This window comes from Fibrella aquatica (genome assembly GCF_041321135.1).
Taxonomy (GTDB): Bacteria; Bacteroidota; Bacteroidia; order Cytophagales; family Spirosomataceae; genus Fibrella; species Fibrella aquatica.
In genome coordinates this window covers 289,393-305,072 of the sequence record NZ_JBGGWF010000004.1, presented here as the reverse complement: position 1 = coordinate 305,072, position 15,680 = coordinate 289,393, and the positions used below count along the sequence as shown (strand labels likewise).

The window sequence follows — 15,680 nt, the reverse complement described above, 5'->3', positions numbered from 1 at the left end:
AGCTTCTAAAATCCAGAATTAACAACCACCCTATGTCTTCTCTTTATTCCATCAATACGCTACGTGCCGGGTTGCTGGCGGGTTTATTCGCACTACTCAGCCAATCGGGGCAAGCGGCCAAAATCGATACGGTCAATACCGACAGTCCGTCGATGAACAAGAAAATTAAAGCGGTTGTCGTCATGCCGGATTCGTACGCAAACGCGACTGCCTTACCAGTGCTGTATTTGCTTCACGGCTATAGCGGCAACTACAGCGATTGGGCGAAAAAGAGCCCCGATCTCGGTAAACTCGCCGATACCTATCAGATGATGATTGTTTGCCCCGACGGGAATATAGGCAGCTGGTACATGGATAGTCCGGCCGATCCGTCGTTCAAATACGAAACCTACGTAGCCAACGAACTGGTGAATTGGATAGACAGCCGGTACAAAACCATCAAGAACCGGACGGGACGGGCTATTACCGGGCTGAGTATGGGCGGGCATGGCGCGCTGTACCTGGCGTTCAAACATCAGGATGTGTTTGGGGCGGCGGGCAGCATGAGCGGCGGCGTCGACATTCGGCCGTTTCCCAACAACTGGGATATGGCCAAACGGCTGGGTACGTACCGCGAATTTCCCGACCGCTGGGAGCAGAACACAGTGACCAACATGCTCTATTTGCTCACTCCTGGTTCTTTATCGCTCCTGATCGACTGTGGTACCGGCGATTTTTTCTACGGTGTAAACACGACGTTGCATGAAAAACTGCTGGAACGCAATATTCCGCACGACTTCATTACCCGGCCCGGTGTGCACAATTGGGCCTACTGGAACAACGCTATAACCTATCAATGCCTGTTCATGCGCCAGTATTTCGATCGTAAGTGAGGGGGTGAGGGGGGATTTGGTGAAGGGTGAGGAGTGAAGTAATTGCTCTGCTTATTGACTTGTTTTGTATAGAGCGGAGCAATTACTTCACCCTTCACCAAATCACCCTTCATGCCTAACCCTTCACCCGCTCTCCCCACGCAGTAGTAAGGGCACCCAGAAAGGTTTCGGGCTGTTGCGCTCCTGATACGGCAAACTGACGGTTCAGTACGAAGAATGGAACGCCACGCGCGCCTACCTGCTGCGCTTCGTACACATCCTGCGCCACGGCATCGGCAAATTGATTGCTGTCGAGCATCTGTTGCACAGTGGTTGAGTCGAGGCCAATATCGGTGCCTAGTTCCAGCAGGGTAGCGTGGTCGGCGGTGTTGCGGCCTTCGGTGAAATAAGCCAAAAACAACCGTTCTTCGGCGGCATCGCCCAGCCCGTGCTTTTTGGCCAGTTGCACCAACCGGTGCGCATCCCACGAATTGGCCACTACGGCTTTATCGAAATCGTAGCTGAGACCTACTTCACGAGCCAAACCCGTGACGTGGTCGGTCATGCGTTTGGCTTCGTCGAGGCTCCAGCCTTTTACTTCAGCCAGGTGCTCAACCGTATTTTTGCCGGGGAGCGTTTGTTGGTCCGGGTTTAGTTGAAAGCTTTTCCAGACAATGTTAACTTGCTCTTTATGGGGAAACTGCGCCAGCGCCTGCTCGAATTTTCGCTTGCCGATGTAGCAAAAAGGGCACATCACATCACTCCAGATTTCTACGTCCATCATTTTGTAGCTGTTTATAGCCGCGTTGTCGATCAACTGCGGATTGTTTATACTATCAACTCATCCACCGGTTCACGCGTTCGGCATGGTGGGACATTGGCTCTGTACTGGTGGGTCATGCTGTTGTGCTTCGCCTGTCGAACGGCCCGGGGCGCGTAGCCATGTGTCAGCCATTTTATCCTTCTTGCTTTTGCCCGCTCTGCGCTAAGTTTTCTTAACGGTTCGTCATCTGTTGTTGCCAGAGGGCTTACTTTTGACATCTAACCTGTTAATCTCTCTTTTACCAGCGAATATGCAAACCGAAGTAACCAACAGCACCGCCGATAAATCAACGAAGGCAACCTTTTTTGAAAGCCGATACGCCAGTTCACCCACCGAGGTGAAAGGCATGAATACCGAACAGCTCCGGCAGAGTTTTCTGATCGAGTCGTTGTTTGTGGCCGATCAGATTCGGTGGACGCTTTCCTTTTTCGATCGCTACATGACCGGGGGCGTTATGCCGGTGTCGGGCGCGGTTAGCCTCGATACGCCCGAAAACCTGAAAGCAAAATACTTTTTAGAACGGCGCGAACTCGGCATCATCAACGTGGGCGGTGCCGGTCAGGTCATCGCCGACGGGCAGCGGTTCGACCTGAATTACAAAGAAGCGCTCTACATCGGGCAACTTACCCAGGATGTGGTGTTTGTATCGACGGATGCGAACGTACCTGCGAAATTTTACCTGAACTCAACGCCAGCCACCCACAGCTACCCCACCCGCAAAGTGTCTCGCGAAGAAGCGGAAGTGGTTGAGTTAGGCAGTCCCGCCACGGCCAACCACCGGATTATTAACAAGTTACTGGTGAACAGCGTGTTGCCGACTTGCCAGTTGCAGATGGGCATGACCGAATTGAAAACGGGTAGTGTGTGGAACACCATGCCCGCGCACGTACACGATCGGCGCATGGAAGTTTATTTCTATTTTGAAGTGCCGGAAGGTCAGGCGGTTTGTCATTTCATGGGCGAGCCACAGGAAACCCGCCACATCTGGATGCAGAACGAGCAGGCCGTTATCTCGCCCAACTGGTCAATCCACTCGGGCTCAGGTACGTCGAACTATACCTTCATCTGGGGTATGGCCGGCGAAAACCTCGACTACGGCGATATGGACTTCTGCGCCATCACCGACCTGCGCTAACGTAACACGGACTTCAGTCGGGGACGCCTAGTCCGTAAGTAATTAATGGTTAGTTAATAATTACTTACGGACTAGGCGTCCCCGACTGAAGTCCATGTTACGATTTTAAGTCATAGAAGCGCCAGTTGCTTTTGAAATCTTTGGGGAGCGTTTGGTTGGTCAGTATGGCGCGGATCATTTCAACGGGCATGGAATTGATCTGGAGAATGGCATCGTGAAACTGCTTGTGGGTCATCTTTCCGCTGTCGACGAGTTCTTTTTTCAGGGCCAGGAACTGGAAACCGCCCGTCATGTAGGCCAGTTGGTACAGCGGCGGGTAACCTCCGATAAAAGACCGGCGTACTTCGCCCTCGGCGTTGGCGCGTTCATGCCCAACCCGATCCACCAGGAAGTCGATGCACTGCTGTGGGCCCCAGTTGCCCAGGTGATAATTGAGGGAAAAAATGATGCGCGCGCACCGGTGCATTCGCCAAAATAACATCCCGATACGGTCTTCCGGCGATTGCGGAAAACCCTGATCCCATAACAGCATTTCCCAGTACAACGACCAGCCTTCGACCCAGAAAGGCGTGTCGAAATTGCGGTAGACCTTGTAGCGGTTATTCATGAAACCCTGTAAATGATGCCCTGCAATGAGTTCGTGGTGTACCGTGGCCCGCGAAAAGTGCGGATTGTTGCCCCGCATGCTCATCACCTTGTCGGGGTGTTTCATGCCATCGGTTGGGTACGAAATAATGATCGATTCGCCGCCCAGAAAAAACGGATTGACTAGCTGCCGCTCGGGCGACATCATGCTCATTCGCCAGGTTTCTTCGGCAATGGGCGGAATAGTGATGAGATTTTTGGCCTTTAAAAACGCAACCGATTCATTGTAAAGCCGCAGGATCAGTTCGGGCTGTTTGCCCACAGGTACGTAGCTGTTCTTTACTTTTTCCTGCGCCGCTTTCCAGTCGTCGCCAAATCCCATCTCTCGCGATGCTTTCAGTAACTCTTTATCGCACCAGGCAAATTCTTTGTTGGCCATGGCAATCAGCTCTTCGGGCGAGTACGGAATCATCTCCATCTGTAATTGCCGAATCAGTTCCGTGCGGCCAACGGCCACGCCCACAATGCCGCTGCCGTCTTCTTTAACGGGGGCTGCCTGTCGCGCTTTTTTCTGAAAAAAGGCCGCATAGGCGGTCAGTAAGCTGTCGGTTTTCTGGTAAGGTTGCGGTACCCAGAACGTAAAATCGGGGTCATACCGGTTGTAGAAGGTGTAGATGCTGGACAAAGCTGTTTTCAGCCCTAGGGCCGTTTGCTCAGCCTGCCGTAACAAGGCGGGGTCCAGTTTCTGAATTTTGTCGATCTCCTGCCGCACCTGTACCAGTTGCTGACTGATGGTGGTCAGATTCTGTGCGAGTTGCCGGGCCTGAGGTACGTGTCCACGCCGACGGAGTTTTTCGGCGGCGTAAATGGTGTCGGCAAACGGAAACCAGTCTTTAATCTGCTGGCGTTCGGTGGCTTCGGCGGCCAGTTTATACAGGCTTTCCTGTAAATCTCGCTTGAACAGCAGGTAATCGACCCGGCTGTCGGTGTTCATGCGGGCGAAGTTCAGTTGCTCGACCTGATTCAGATAATCGGTATGAAGCCGCTGAAAGCGTTCGCGCCGCTCGGGCGATCCCAGCACAGTATAGAACCGGCTCAGGCTACCCCGATCGGCGTAATACTGGGTGAGCAGGTGGTGTACATCGCTGCTTTGCGGGTTGATCGACGCGGCGGGTGCAGGTTGTGCAGCGAGTCTGGCATTCGTGATGAAAAGGCTGACAATCAGGTAACAAATGGTCAGCGATCGGTAGGGTGGGGTGGTAGTTTTGGGCAACATGATGGAGTTAGTTGGCACGACCGGTTACAGGAGTTGAGTTAACGGGCCAGGCGGGCGGATTCACGTTGAGCAGGTGCCTGACAAAGAAATCGCGGCGTTTACGTTCGCCAAAATCACCGCCTGTCGAGTGGCCCATGCCGGGCACAACCACCAGGTCGAAATCTTTTTTTGCCTTGATAAGCGCATCGGCCAGTTGCATGGTCGAAGCCGGGTCGACGTTATCGTCTACTTCGCCTACAATCAGCAGCAGGTTGCCGCGTAGTTTATCGGCGTTGGTCACGTTGGAACATTCGGCGTAATGGGGCCCGATGGGGTAGCCCATCCACTGCTCATTCCACCACATCTTGTCCATCCGGTTGTCGTGACATCCGCATGACGAAACACCCACTTTATAGAAATCGGGATGAAACAGCAAACCTCCGGTTGAGCTTTGCCCCCCGGCCGAGGTGCCGTAGATGCCTACATGGTCGAGGTCAAGGGCGGGGTAGCGGCGGGCGGCGTCTTTCAACCAGGCAATACGATCGGGGAAACCGGCGTCTTTCAGGTTCTTCCAGCACACATCCTGAAACGCCTTCGACCGGTTCGACGTACCCATACCGTCGATCTGCACCACGATGAAACCGAGTTCGGCCAGTTCGTGCATGGCCAGACTGGTCATAAACGTTTTGGGGACAAACGACCCGTGTGGTCCGGCGTAAATGTTCTCGATGACGGGGTATTTGCGGGTCGAATCATAGTTGGTGGGGCGAATGATAATGCCCCAAATGTCGGTTTTGCCGTCGCGTCCTTTGGCGGTAAACACCTCGGGCATTTTCCAACCCGCCTGCTGCCAGTCGCTGATGTCGGCTTTTTCGAGTTCCAGCACCGCCGATCCGTCCGTTGTGTTGCGCAACACCGTTACAGGCGGCATATCAACGCGGGAATAGGTATCGGTGAAGAAGGCGAAGTCGGGCGAGAATGTGGCTACGTGATTGGCATTCTCGGTGGTCAGGGCGGTGAGCCCGGTTCCGTCGAAGTTGACGCGGTAATACTGGATCAGGTAGGGGTCTTGGTCGGCGTTCATGCCACTGGCGGCAAACAGAATGGTCCGTTTCTTATCGTCGACGTTTACCACATTGCGCACCACCCAATTGCCTTTCGTGATCTGCTTTTTCACCTCGCCCGTCACACCATCCAGCAGGTAAAGATGATTCCAGCCGTCGCGTTCCGAGGCCCAGATCAGCTCTTTTCCGTCGTCAACATCGTGGCGGTATCGTTTGCCGCTGTAGTCGATGAATGTTTTGCTCGTTTCTTCTACCAGCGGGCGCACCGCACCGGTGGCGGCGTTGACTTCCAGCACCCGGTACACCTGATGTCCCCGTTGATTGTACTCGAACGTAAAGGCGCGACTGTCTTTCCGCCACGTCAGTTCCGACAGGCTGAACTGTTGATTGAACAGCGCATCATCGATTGAAATCTGCCGTTTACTGTCGAGCAGAAACAACTGCGGCCGTCGAACGGGCAGGGCGTCGCCGGGTTTCAGGTACTCCCGGTTCTCGAGTTTAGGCTGTAGTTGATCGGTCGGCGATGAGCGAACAAAGTAGATCAGGTGCTTTTCGTTGGGGCGGACTTTGTTGGTAACCAGCTTCTTCGAGTCGGGCGACCAGCGAATGGTTGCCGCGTAGTACTCGCCCGCCGAACCATCGAAGCTGAGCTGGATTTCGGAACCTTGCTGTCGCGGACGTACATAGAGGTTGTAGTCTTTGATGTAGGCGACCCAGTTACTATCAGGCGAGGTAACGGTACGGGTTCGGTCTTCTTCGCGCGATGCCCCCCAATACCGGTTGGTGACCGGTTCGGCTTTAAACGGGCCTTTTTTGCGGAAGGCCACTTCGCCCGGTCCAAATTGCCAGACCGACCCTTCGGCTACAAACTCAACGGCCTCATCGTCTTTTCCGAAGCTGATAGCCGTAAACGGAAGCTGATAAGGATTTATCTTTTTGCCCGTTGCCGCCGACAGTCTCTGCGCCAGTTGCTCGGCGTCGAAAGCGGGTTGCCGGGTTTTTCGAACCGCATCGACAATCACAAATTCGGCACCTCTCCGGGTGCGGGTGAGGTACCAGAACCGTTGGCTGTTGGGTAACCAATGCACCGTGCCAGGTACGTTGTAAAGCTTGTCTTTCAGTGCTTCTTTCAGGGCGTCACTCCGCTTATAGTCTTCGGCTTTGCCCTGTCCGAAACTGCTGGGCACATGCAGTAGCCACAGGGTGCTGATTATCAATACGCTGGTGAACGTTCGGCGCAGGGTGGATGACGGTAATTGAGTTACGTGCATCATGGAGTTGAGTGGTTAGCGGCTATCAGGCTTTGGGCGCTTGCCGAATGAGGAGGTAATAGACCGGAACACCTGAGAGAATAATGCCCAGACCGGGTAGCGTGTATTGCGTTTCGAAAATGAGCAGCAGCACCGCCAGTACAACAGCTACCACAATGTAAACCGCAGGCAAAAACGGGTAACCGGGTGCTTTGTAGGGGCGCGGCATATCGGGGCGGGTGCGGCGAAGCCGGTAAATGCCCAGGATGGTAAGGATATAAAAGATCAGCACGCCGAAAATAACCAGCGCCAGCAAGTTGTTGTATTCGCCCGTCAGGCAAAGAGCGCTGGCCCAGAAACACTGAATCCAGAGGCTGAAGGCAGGTACGTCGTTTTTGTTGAGCACCCCCGCTTTCCGGAAAAACAACCCGTCTTTCGCCATGATGTAATAGACCCGTGCGCCCGATAGAATAAGTCCGTTGTTGCAGCCGAACGTTGAAATCATGACCATAATGGCAATGATGATGGTGCCGCTGCTGCCGAAAATATAATCGGCGGCTACCACCCCAACCCGGTCGCTGGGTGCAAAGGCGATGTCTTTCAGAGGCACTACGGCCAGATACATCAGGTTGGCCAGCATGTAAATGACCGTGACCACCAACGTACCCAGCACCAGACTCAGACCTATGTTGCGCTGCGGCCGTTTTACTTCACTGGCAATAGACGTGATGCTGTGCCACGAATCGCTTGAGAAGAGGGTGCCTTTCATGGCCACGGCAATCGCTCCAAACGCCGCCAGTCCCGACAGAGACGTGTAGGTGAGTTGACCGTCAAGTAGTTGAACGGATGAGAGCGTCCAGGCGTTCTGCCAGTTGGCGTTCCAGACATCGGCATCGACGCCCCAGATGAAGCCACAGATGATGAGCCCGAACAGCGAGGCTATTTTCACCAGCGTCAGAAACGTTTGCAGGGCAGCCCCATCTTTCACGCCCCGGCTGTTGATGTATGTCAGCAACACAATGATGAAAATAGAGACCAGCTGAGCGGCGGACAGTCGAAAGAAACCGGCTTCGAGCAGGAAATTCGTTTCGCTGAAAGCAGGAATGAGATAGGCGGTGAACTTGGCAAAGGCAACACCCACGGCGGCAATAGTGCCGGTTTGTATGACGGTGAAAAAGGACCAGCCGTAGAGAAAACCAACCAGCGGATTGTAGGCTTCGCGCAGGTATACGTACTGACCGCCCGCCTTGGGAAACATGGCCGCCAGCTCACCGTAGCTGACCGCTGCAATCACCGTGACAATACCAGCCAGGGCCCACATCGCCAACATCCAGCCTGCGCCGCCCACGCTGCGGGTTATTTCGGCGGTGACGATAAAAATGCCTGACCCAATCATGGAGCCCGACACAATCATGGTAGCGTCGAGCAACCCCAATCGGGGCACAAATTCAGTTACTTCGTCGTTTTTAGGTTGCATAGTGGGAGGGTGGCGAATGAAATTTCGCTTATTCGTTGTGAAGCGACTGATTATATGGCAAGTAAATGATTGAGCAACTTAATTGATTGGACGCGGCGGGTATTTGTTAAAATACTATTAGCACTCGCGCACCACGGCAAACTACCGGGCAGCATCTTCGCCTATCTTCGGTCTCCGTTGGATTCAGCCAACGGTAATGAGCGAAAAGTCCCATTGGGACTGTCTGAGTGTAGTCCCGAAGGGACTTTCAGTTTTTGCCGTCGGCTTCAGCCAACGGAGCCTATCCTTTACCCCCAGACTCCTTATCTGTGATGCGAAATTCAATCAAAAATACGCTGCTGACAATCGCCTGTAATGGCCTATTTTTCAGTGGTTTGGCCCAGCCGGCTCCTAAGGGCGATTATCCGATACAGCCCGTTCCTTTTACGTCGGTGAAGGTGACCGATCAGTTCTGGGCTCCGCGAATTCGACTCAATCACGATGTGACCATTCCGATTGCGCTGAAGCATTGTTACAGCACCGGCCGGGTCGATAACTTTCTGGTGGCCGGGCATTTGAAAGCAGGCGATAAGTTCTGCACCGAATACCCGTTCGACGATACCGATATCTATAAAATCATTGAAGGAGCCAGCTATTCCCTGCAAACGTTTCCCGACAAAAAGCTGGATGCCCGCCTCGACTCGCTGATCGAGTATGTGGCCAAAGCGCAGGAACCCGACGGCTACCTCTACACCGCCCGCACCATCGACCCGCTCCATCCGCACCCCTGGGCGGGTTTGAAACGCTGGGAAAAAGAATCGGACCTGAGCCACGAATTATACAACAGTGGTCACCTGTTCGAGGCCGCCGTGGCTCATTATCAGTCAACGGGGAAGCGGACTTTTCTGGACGTGGCGATTAAGAATGCTGATCTGCTGGTGCGGGAATTTGGTCCCGGAAAATTGCGGCATGCCCCCGGCCATCAGGTGGTAGAGATGGGGCTGGTAAAACTGTATCGCACAACGGGGAAAAAGCAGTACCTCGACCTGGCCAAGTTCATGCTCGATGTGCGCGGAACCGGTAAAGAGTACAGCCAGGATCATTTGCCGGTGACGCAACAGACCAAAGCCGTGGGGCATGCCGTGCGGGCTACCTACATGTATTCGGGTATGGCCGATGTGGCCGCCATCACCGGCGATAAGGCCTACCTGACCGCTATTGATCAGATCTGGAACGACGTGGTGGCCGACAAATACTACCTCACTGGTGGCATTGGTGCCGAGGGTGGGCACGAAGGATTTGGCACCGGATATGAATTGCCTAATATGTCTGCGTACAACGAAACCTGCGCCGCCATTGGCAACATTTACTGGAATCAGCGGCTTTTTTTGCTCCACGGTGATGCGCGCTACTACGATGTGCTGGAACGGACGCTGTACAACGGCATGCTCTCCGGCGTTTCGCTGAGTGGCGATCGTTTTTTCTATCCCAATCCGCTCGAATCCAAAGGACAGCACGCCCGTAGTGCGTGGTTTGGCTGCGCCTGCTGCCCCAGCAACGTGTGCCGGTTCATTCCGTCGGTGCCTGGGTACGTCTACGCCCAGCGGGATAACCGGCTCTACGCCAATCTGTTCATTAACAGCACCGCAACCGTGACCCTTACCGGAACGGCTATTTCGGTGAAGCAGGAAACAACGTACCCGTGGAAAGGCGACGTGGCGTTCACCGTTGACCCTGCCAAAACGAAAGCCTTTGAATTGGCCATCCGGATTCCGGGCTGGGCGCAGAATAAACCGGTGCCGGGAAACCTGTATTCATTTGCCAGTCAGGCAGATACGCCGGTTACGATTAGTGTCAACGGTAAGCCGTTGGCCTATAAGCTCGAAAATGGGTATGCGCTAATTAGTCAGACCTGGAAAAAGGGCGATGTGATACGGCTGTCCTTACCCATGCCCGTTCGTCGAATCGAAGCGCATCCGAACGTGAAAGCCGATCAGGATAAGATTGCCCTGGAGCGCGGTCCGATCGTGTACTGCGCCGAATGGCCCGACGCCGCTGACGGTCACGTGCTCGATTTGATTGTTCCGGACAATGCGCCGCTGCAAGTGAACTTCGACCCGGCTCTGCTGGGAGGCATTGAGGTGATTACGGGCGATGTGCAAAAGGCCCGACGTACCACAGGTGGACCGCTGGAGACCAGCGCCGCCAAACTGACGGCTATTCCGTACTACGCCTGGGCCAACCGGGGTGCGGGCGAAATGGCGGTCTGGCTGGCTACCAAACCGGCAGCGGCCCGGCCAACACCAGCCGCCACTATTGCAGCTACCAGCACGATCACGGCATCGCACAAAACCAAAACGCTGATGGCGCTGAGTGATCAGGATACGCCCAAAAATTCAAACGATCGCGACAATCTGTACTACCACTGGTGGCCTAAAAAAGACACGCTACAATGGGTGCAGTACACCTTTGCGAAGCCCGCAACGGTGTCGAAAGCGAAAGTGTACTGGTTTGATGATAGCCCCTGGGGTGGTTGCCGGATTCCGGCGTCGTGGAAACTGCTTTACCAAACTACCAGCGGAGATTGGCAGGAGGTAAAGGCCCAAACGCCCTACGCCGTAACGAAAGATCAATTCGACGAGGTTCGTTTCGAACCCGTGCAGACCGGGGCATTGCGCATGATGGTGCAGTTGCCAAAAGACGCCGCCAGCGGTATTATCGAATGGTCAGTTGAGTAGATGGGCATATCAGTCTTCGTCGACGATTGATGTGCCCGCCGATTCATCGCCCGAAGTCCACTGCCAGGTTTCGTGCAGCCGAATTTTGCCCGTTGGCAGTATCTCAGGTACCGACCTGCACCAACCCGTCATCAGCTTTCCTTCTGTGTTAAGCTGATGATACCGAAAGTCAAGATGCCCGTTTTCATCAACAAGTCCCAGTAAATGGCCGGTTACGATGCGTCCGCCGCTGTAGTTGGCGGTTAAAATGGTGCCCGTTTGCCGGTAGTGGAAAACCGTATCCAACGAGGTTTCGCCGTTTTGCGTGTTGGATACGGCCCGAAAGGTTTTGTTGTCGTAACTAATTGGCATTCCTGAAAGCGTTGGTTGATCAGGCGAAGCGGGACGGGCTGAAAGGAGCGAGATCGAGGCTGGTCACCGAATTACTGGCCAGTTCGCTGACCAGTTTACCCGTGGCCGGACCTAAACTCAGGCCCATCATACCGTGGCCCGTGGCCATAATCAGGTTTTCAAATTTCTCAGAAGTGCCCACGTAGGGAAGTCCATCCGGTGAGCAGGGGCGTAGTCCGCGCCAAACCGTGTCGACAACTGGCATCTCGACCGGAATGTCGGGGTAATAGTTGTTGATGGATTGCACGATGCCTTTTACCCGGTTCATGTTTACCGACATATCGGTGCCTGCTACTTCCAGGGTGCCAGCAAAGCGAAGGTCGCTACCCATCGGCGTAGCGGTGGCGCGGGCTTCGAGCATAATGGCCGGAATACGTACGTTTTTCGTCAGGTTTCGCAACATGAAACTGTAGCCCTTGCCGCCCTGCAATGACAGGCTTATACCCAGTTGCCGGGCAATGTCGGCCGACCAGGCACCACCTGCTACTACTACGTTGTCTACCTCTACAGCACCCTCCGCCGTCTGTACTGAGGTGATACGCGATCCTGTTTTTCCGAAACCAGTTACGGCTTGATTGTCCTGAATTGAAACGCCCTCGCGCTTCAGGTACGTGACCAGCGATTGAATAAGCTCGTTGGGGTTCAGGTGCGCATCGCCGGGGTACAAAATTCCGCCCCTTACATCAACGCGGGTGTCGGGCTCCATGTCCTGTACCTGCTGACCGTTCAGGAGTTGGGCTTCAATGCCCGCCCGGTTTGCAATATCAGCTTCTTCGGCCATTTCGTGTTCGGCCCCGGCGGTTTTGTAAAGCATGAACAGGCCACGTTCCTGCCACTCGAAGGTCAGGTCACCATTGGCAGCCAGATCCTGGTAGAGCGTTTTGCTGAGCAGGCTCAGATCGCGCAGGACCGGAATGGAACGGTTGACGTGTTGGGTATTAGCGTGGCGGTAAAAGAGCCAGCCCCAGCGCATCAGATCGGCATTGAGGCGGGGTTTAACGTAGAACGGACTGGTCGACTTCAGCATCCAGCGCATGCCTTTTGCAATCATACCCGGTTGCGCCAGTGGGATAATATGGCTGGGGACAATCATACCGGCATTGCCAAACGAACAGCCGTCGGCAATTGGTGCCTGATCGAACAGGGTAACGCGATGTCCCTCTTTGTGCAGGTAGTAGGCTGAGCAAAGCCCAACGATGCCCCCACCAATAACGCCAATGTGCATGTGATGAATACGTGTTGAAGTAAACGAGTTAATCGAAACGATCTGGTTTTAATCGCCTGTCAAAGATAAGGCCGATTTGACCGTCAGTTTGTTCCGGTGCCACGTTGTTTTCTTCCGTAGCTACTGACCGGTCCAGTAAAAATAGGTGCGTCTTTTACTGGCTTGTTAAAGATTACTGTAGTATCCACCGAACGAGTCTGCTGATTTATTGCATGTTTTGAGTGCGAATACTTGCTTTTTTGAGTGCAAACGCGTCTGCCTTAGATCCGATATCGTTGCTTACTGCCCTAAATTTGCTACTGTCTCATTTTCTAATGCGGCCATAGATACACTACCCACCTCTCTTCTCTTAAATCCATTCTAATATGCTAAAAATTAGCTACCTGCTTACGCTCGCCATCGGCTTGACTGTGGCTTGTTCAACCAAAAAGGAAACGTCGGAGACTAAGGCCGACACAACGGCAATAGCCGGGGCTGATCAGGATGAGCATGGCTGTAAAGGTTCGGCGGGCTATCAGTGGTCGGCCGTGCAAAACAAGTGCGTCCGGTTATTTGAAACAGGCATTGAGTTGGCTCCATTACAGGCGAAAGAAGGCACAGTGGCCTACCTGCTATTTGCTTCCCCGGACGAAGATGCGCAGGCGGAGATTTTTCTGCCTGGTGATCAAACTAGTCGGATATTGATCAAAGCACCTGGTGATGATGCGGGTACCTGGACACTCGATACCCTCACCCTGCGTCAGTGGAAAGGAATGTATACGTTGAGTGGGCCTAACGAAGTCGACTTGTACCAGGGGCACAGCATCGCTGAAGCGACCGAAACGACCACTTCGACTGATGCTGCTCCCGCAGTGTTGACTATGATTCAGGGCACCTGGCAGTCAGTAGACGATCCGAGAACAACTTTTACAATCAAGGGTTCAGCCTTGACAACCTATTACGACCGTCAGAAGCGGTTAACCGAAGTGTTTACTTACGAAGCCGATTGCGGGGGTAATGCCTGTGCCGGCAAGAAGAGTACCTATGGCTGTTTTACAACGGCCGGGAAGTTTGATATCGATTGCCAGATGATTGTTGCTATTTCTGAAACAACACTGCAAGTGACACAGGGAGCTGATGGCAAGACTATTCTGTATAGGCGGCCTCAATAATCAGCAGCCTGTTTGTGTAGATAAATGACCAATACAAGTCCTGACCACATTCACCAGTGAGCCTATTACGTAGGTATGGCTCGCTGACAAGTAGTTGGTCTTAAGTTACTTTTGACTTTATATAGTTGATCATAAATTAATTGATTACATAAAATTACTAATATACCTCGTGATAGGTATAGATTAACTCGCTGGTAACCTCCAAATTCGTGGTCGCTGAGTCGAGGTCAGACAGAATACCGGATAGCTTACTTGTGTATTTAAGTAATTACCACAAAAAGAGATCCTGATTGTCGCGTTTGCATGCTTCGTAGTACTCAAGCTCAACCGCAATCAAAAATTGTTTATGCCTTCCTCGTTTATGTGCTGGTTCTACGTGCTCTTGCTGGGTTTTATCCACAGCACAGGGAAGTGCCAGTCCACGCCTTTTCAGCAAATTGAGGAGCGTGTTTATCAGTATAACAATGCCTTGCAGTATGAAAAGTCACAGGCATTGCTGTTACCTATTTTAAGCAATTCCAGCTACAGCACAGACGAGCACTACCAGGCGGCCATTTTGCTTTCGTACACTTACAAGCGGTTACTCGATTACACAACAACACTCCAATTTCTGGATGAAGCGGAGCAACTAGCTCCCAGGACGGCTAACCCCGCCGTTAATACCGCCAATGTTCAGGCCCAAAAAGCCTTTGTCTATTTCGACACGCACGCCTACGCCAAATCAGAGAACCTGATGGCGCGTTTGGCCAAAACAGATTTTCGGTACGTCAGTCAGGAGGACAAGGCTAAACTGATTCACCAGCAGGGTTATTTGCTGTTTCTGGATAAGCAGTATCCGGCGGCTGAAGCGACCTACGACCGGGCGTTAGCGGATTTACGGGTGGCTTCCGGCTGTGATCAGCCGATGATTTTAGTGAAGAAAATGCAACTTTATGCGGCCATGAACCGCATGGATCTCGCCTTAAATGCGTTCAATGCATCGAATCGGTGTGCTGATTCATGTGGTATTGTGAAGTACCGGATATATGCTTACGATGAGTTAAGCCTCATCTACAAGCGGCGGAAAGACATGGCTGGCTTCGCCGCCGTAAACCAGGTGCTGGATTCGCTCAACGAAGTGTATTCCAGAAGTGAAAAGATTGCTGACCTGCACAACCAGAAAGAGACAATTAAGCAGCAAGCTTTTACCCGGCAACTAAACGATCAACAACGATTAAACTGGCTGACCGTGATAGGAAGCCTTTTAGGTGTGGGTGTACTACTGCTGTTTGGCTTGTTCATGTTTCGAAAACAACAACGTCGACTGACCAGCGAACAGGCCCGGCTTCAGCTCCCGGTGGATCCGACAGTGATGGATGATCATGCAACACCAATTAGTGTAGCACAAAAAAATACCAGTGCCTTGTCGGAGCGGCAACAGCTGGTTGTAACCTATTTGTTGAAAGGGCGCTCCAATCGGGAGATAGCCGATGCCATGTGCATATCAGAGAATACGGTGAAATATCATATAAAGAATATTTACGATGAACTGGATGTGAAAAACCGGGCAGAATTACTGGCGCGGTTACGAGATTGATCGTGATCCACGGGTAGCATTATAGGCGAAACTTATTATTGTTTTTACGTATAAATACTCTATTTGGCGCCTAAATGGCCCTACCCGCTTGGGTAGTCTTTGCATTTGGCCGCAAAACTACCCGTCTGAGTAGGGGACAGTCAGAAGTGAGTCAATAGGTTTGGGGTAGTTAAATCAGATC

General features: G+C 53.0%; 11 protein-coding genes. 5 read left to right on the top strand and 6 right to left on the bottom strand.

Annotation, left to right across the window (positions count from 1 at the left end):
- Positions 1-32 precede the first annotated feature (32 nt).
- Positions 33-872 (top strand): alpha/beta hydrolase, encoded by an 840-nt coding sequence (locus ACAW87_RS12005; protein WP_370723637.1) that lies wholly within the window; start codon positions 33-35, stop codon positions 870-872.
- Between the two features lie 115 nt (positions 873-987).
- Here the strand turns inward: ACAW87_RS12005 and ACAW87_RS12000 are convergent, their stop codons facing one another.
- The gene (locus ACAW87_RS12000) at positions 988-1,632 is read right to left on the bottom strand and encodes a DsbA family oxidoreductase (RefSeq protein ID WP_370723913.1); all 645 of its coding nucleotides are present in this window, start codon (positions 1,630-1,632) and stop codon (positions 988-990) included.
- Positions 1,633-1,924: 292 nt separating this feature from the next.
- Here ACAW87_RS12000 and kduI point away from each other — a divergent pair, with 292 nt between their 5' ends.
- Positions 1,925-2,809 carry a 5-dehydro-4-deoxy-D-glucuronate isomerase gene (gene kduI / locus ACAW87_RS11995; RefSeq protein ID WP_370723636.1) on the top strand — a complete coding sequence of 295 codons (885 nt, stop codon included), beginning with the start codon at positions 1,925-1,927 and terminating at the stop codon, positions 2,807-2,809.
- Positions 2,810-2,906: 97 nt separating this feature from the next.
- Here the strand turns inward: kduI and ACAW87_RS11990 are convergent, their stop codons facing one another.
- From ACAW87_RS11990 to ACAW87_RS11980, 3 genes are read right to left on the bottom strand one after another with little or no spacing between them, the layout of a single operon-like run.
- Positions 2,907-4,670, bottom strand: coding sequence for a DUF885 family protein (locus tag ACAW87_RS11990; protein ID WP_370723635.1), 1,764 nt, complete (start codon positions 4,668-4,670; stop codon positions 2,907-2,909).
- A 7-nt stretch (positions 4,671-4,677) separates the two neighbouring features.
- Positions 4,678-6,987 carry a S9 family peptidase gene (locus tag ACAW87_RS11985; protein WP_370723634.1) on the bottom strand — a complete coding sequence of 770 codons (2,310 nt, stop codon included), beginning with the start codon at positions 6,985-6,987 and terminating at the stop codon, positions 4,678-4,680.
- 22 nt (positions 6,988-7,009) lie between these two features.
- The gene (locus ACAW87_RS11980; RefSeq protein ID WP_370723633.1) at positions 7,010-8,440 is read right to left on the bottom strand and encodes an APC family permease; all 1,431 of its coding nucleotides are present in this window, start codon (positions 8,438-8,440) and stop codon (positions 7,010-7,012) included.
- Between the two features lie 311 nt (positions 8,441-8,751).
- Between ACAW87_RS11980 and ACAW87_RS11975 the strand changes: the two genes are divergently transcribed.
- Complete coding sequence (locus ACAW87_RS11975; RefSeq protein ID WP_370723632.1) at positions 8,752-11,157, top strand: glycoside hydrolase family 127 protein; 2,406 nt, start codon at positions 8,752-8,754, stop codon at positions 11,155-11,157.
- 9 nt (positions 11,158-11,166) lie between these two features.
- Here ACAW87_RS11975 and ACAW87_RS11970 read toward each other — a convergent pair whose 3' ends face one another.
- Both ACAW87_RS11970 and ACAW87_RS11965 read right to left on the bottom strand, forming a co-directional pair.
- The gene (locus tag ACAW87_RS11970; RefSeq protein WP_370723631.1) at positions 11,167-11,508 is read right to left on the bottom strand and encodes an avidin-fold protein; all 342 of its coding nucleotides are present in this window, start codon (positions 11,506-11,508) and stop codon (positions 11,167-11,169) included.
- A 19-nt stretch (positions 11,509-11,527) separates the two neighbouring features.
- Positions 11,528-12,772: an NAD(P)/FAD-dependent oxidoreductase gene (locus tag ACAW87_RS11965; protein ID WP_370723630.1), complete on the bottom strand. Its 1,245-nt coding sequence runs from the start codon at positions 12,770-12,772 to the stop codon at positions 11,528-11,530.
- Between the two features lie 365 nt (positions 12,773-13,137).
- Between ACAW87_RS11965 and ACAW87_RS11960 the strand changes: the two genes are divergently transcribed.
- Positions 13,138-13,923: a hypothetical protein gene (locus ACAW87_RS11960; protein ID WP_370723629.1), complete on the top strand. Its 786-nt coding sequence runs from the start codon at positions 13,138-13,140 to the stop codon at positions 13,921-13,923.
- Positions 13,924-14,269: 346 nt separating this feature from the next.
- A complete protein-coding gene (locus ACAW87_RS11955; protein ID WP_370723628.1) occupies positions 14,270-15,499 on the top strand; it encodes a response regulator transcription factor in 1,230 nt (409 codons plus the stop codon).
- Positions 15,500-15,680: the final 181 nt, after the last annotated feature.

What these genes read in the sequence shown, in the direction of transcription:
- ACAW87_RS12005 (WP_370723637.1), top strand. Translation starts at nt 33, where the DNA reads ATGTCTTCTCTTTATTCCATCAATACGCTACGTGCCGGGTTGCTGGCG.
- ACAW87_RS12000 (WP_370723913.1), bottom strand. Translation starts at nt 1,632, where the DNA reads ATGGACGTAGAAATCTGGAGTGATGTGATGTGCCCTTTTTGCTACATC.
- kduI (WP_370723636.1), top strand. Translation starts at nt 1,925, where the DNA reads ATGCAAACCGAAGTAACCAACAGCACCGCCGATAAATCAACGAAGGCA.
- ACAW87_RS11990 (WP_370723635.1), bottom strand. Translation starts at nt 4,670, where the DNA reads ATGTTGCCCAAAACTACCACCCCACCCTACCGATCGCTGACCATTTGT.
- ACAW87_RS11985 (WP_370723634.1), bottom strand. Translation starts at nt 6,987, where the DNA reads ATGATGCACGTAACTCAATTACCGTCATCCACCCTGCGCCGAACGTTC.
- ACAW87_RS11980 (WP_370723633.1), bottom strand. Translation starts at nt 8,440, where the DNA reads ATGCAACCTAAAAACGACGAAGTAACTGAATTTGTGCCCCGATTGGGG.
- ACAW87_RS11975 (WP_370723632.1), top strand. Translation starts at nt 8,752, where the DNA reads ATGCGAAATTCAATCAAAAATACGCTGCTGACAATCGCCTGTAATGGC.
- ACAW87_RS11970 (WP_370723631.1), bottom strand. Translation starts at nt 11,508, where the DNA reads ATGCCAATTAGTTACGACAACAAAACCTTTCGGGCCGTATCCAACACG.
- ACAW87_RS11965 (WP_370723630.1), bottom strand. Translation starts at nt 12,772, where the DNA reads ATGCACATTGGCGTTATTGGTGGGGGCATCGTTGGGCTTTGCTCAGCC.
- ACAW87_RS11960 (WP_370723629.1), top strand. Translation starts at nt 13,138, where the DNA reads ATGCTAAAAATTAGCTACCTGCTTACGCTCGCCATCGGCTTGACTGTG.
- ACAW87_RS11955 (WP_370723628.1), top strand. Translation starts at nt 14,270, where the DNA reads ATGCCTTCCTCGTTTATGTGCTGGTTCTACGTGCTCTTGCTGGGTTTT.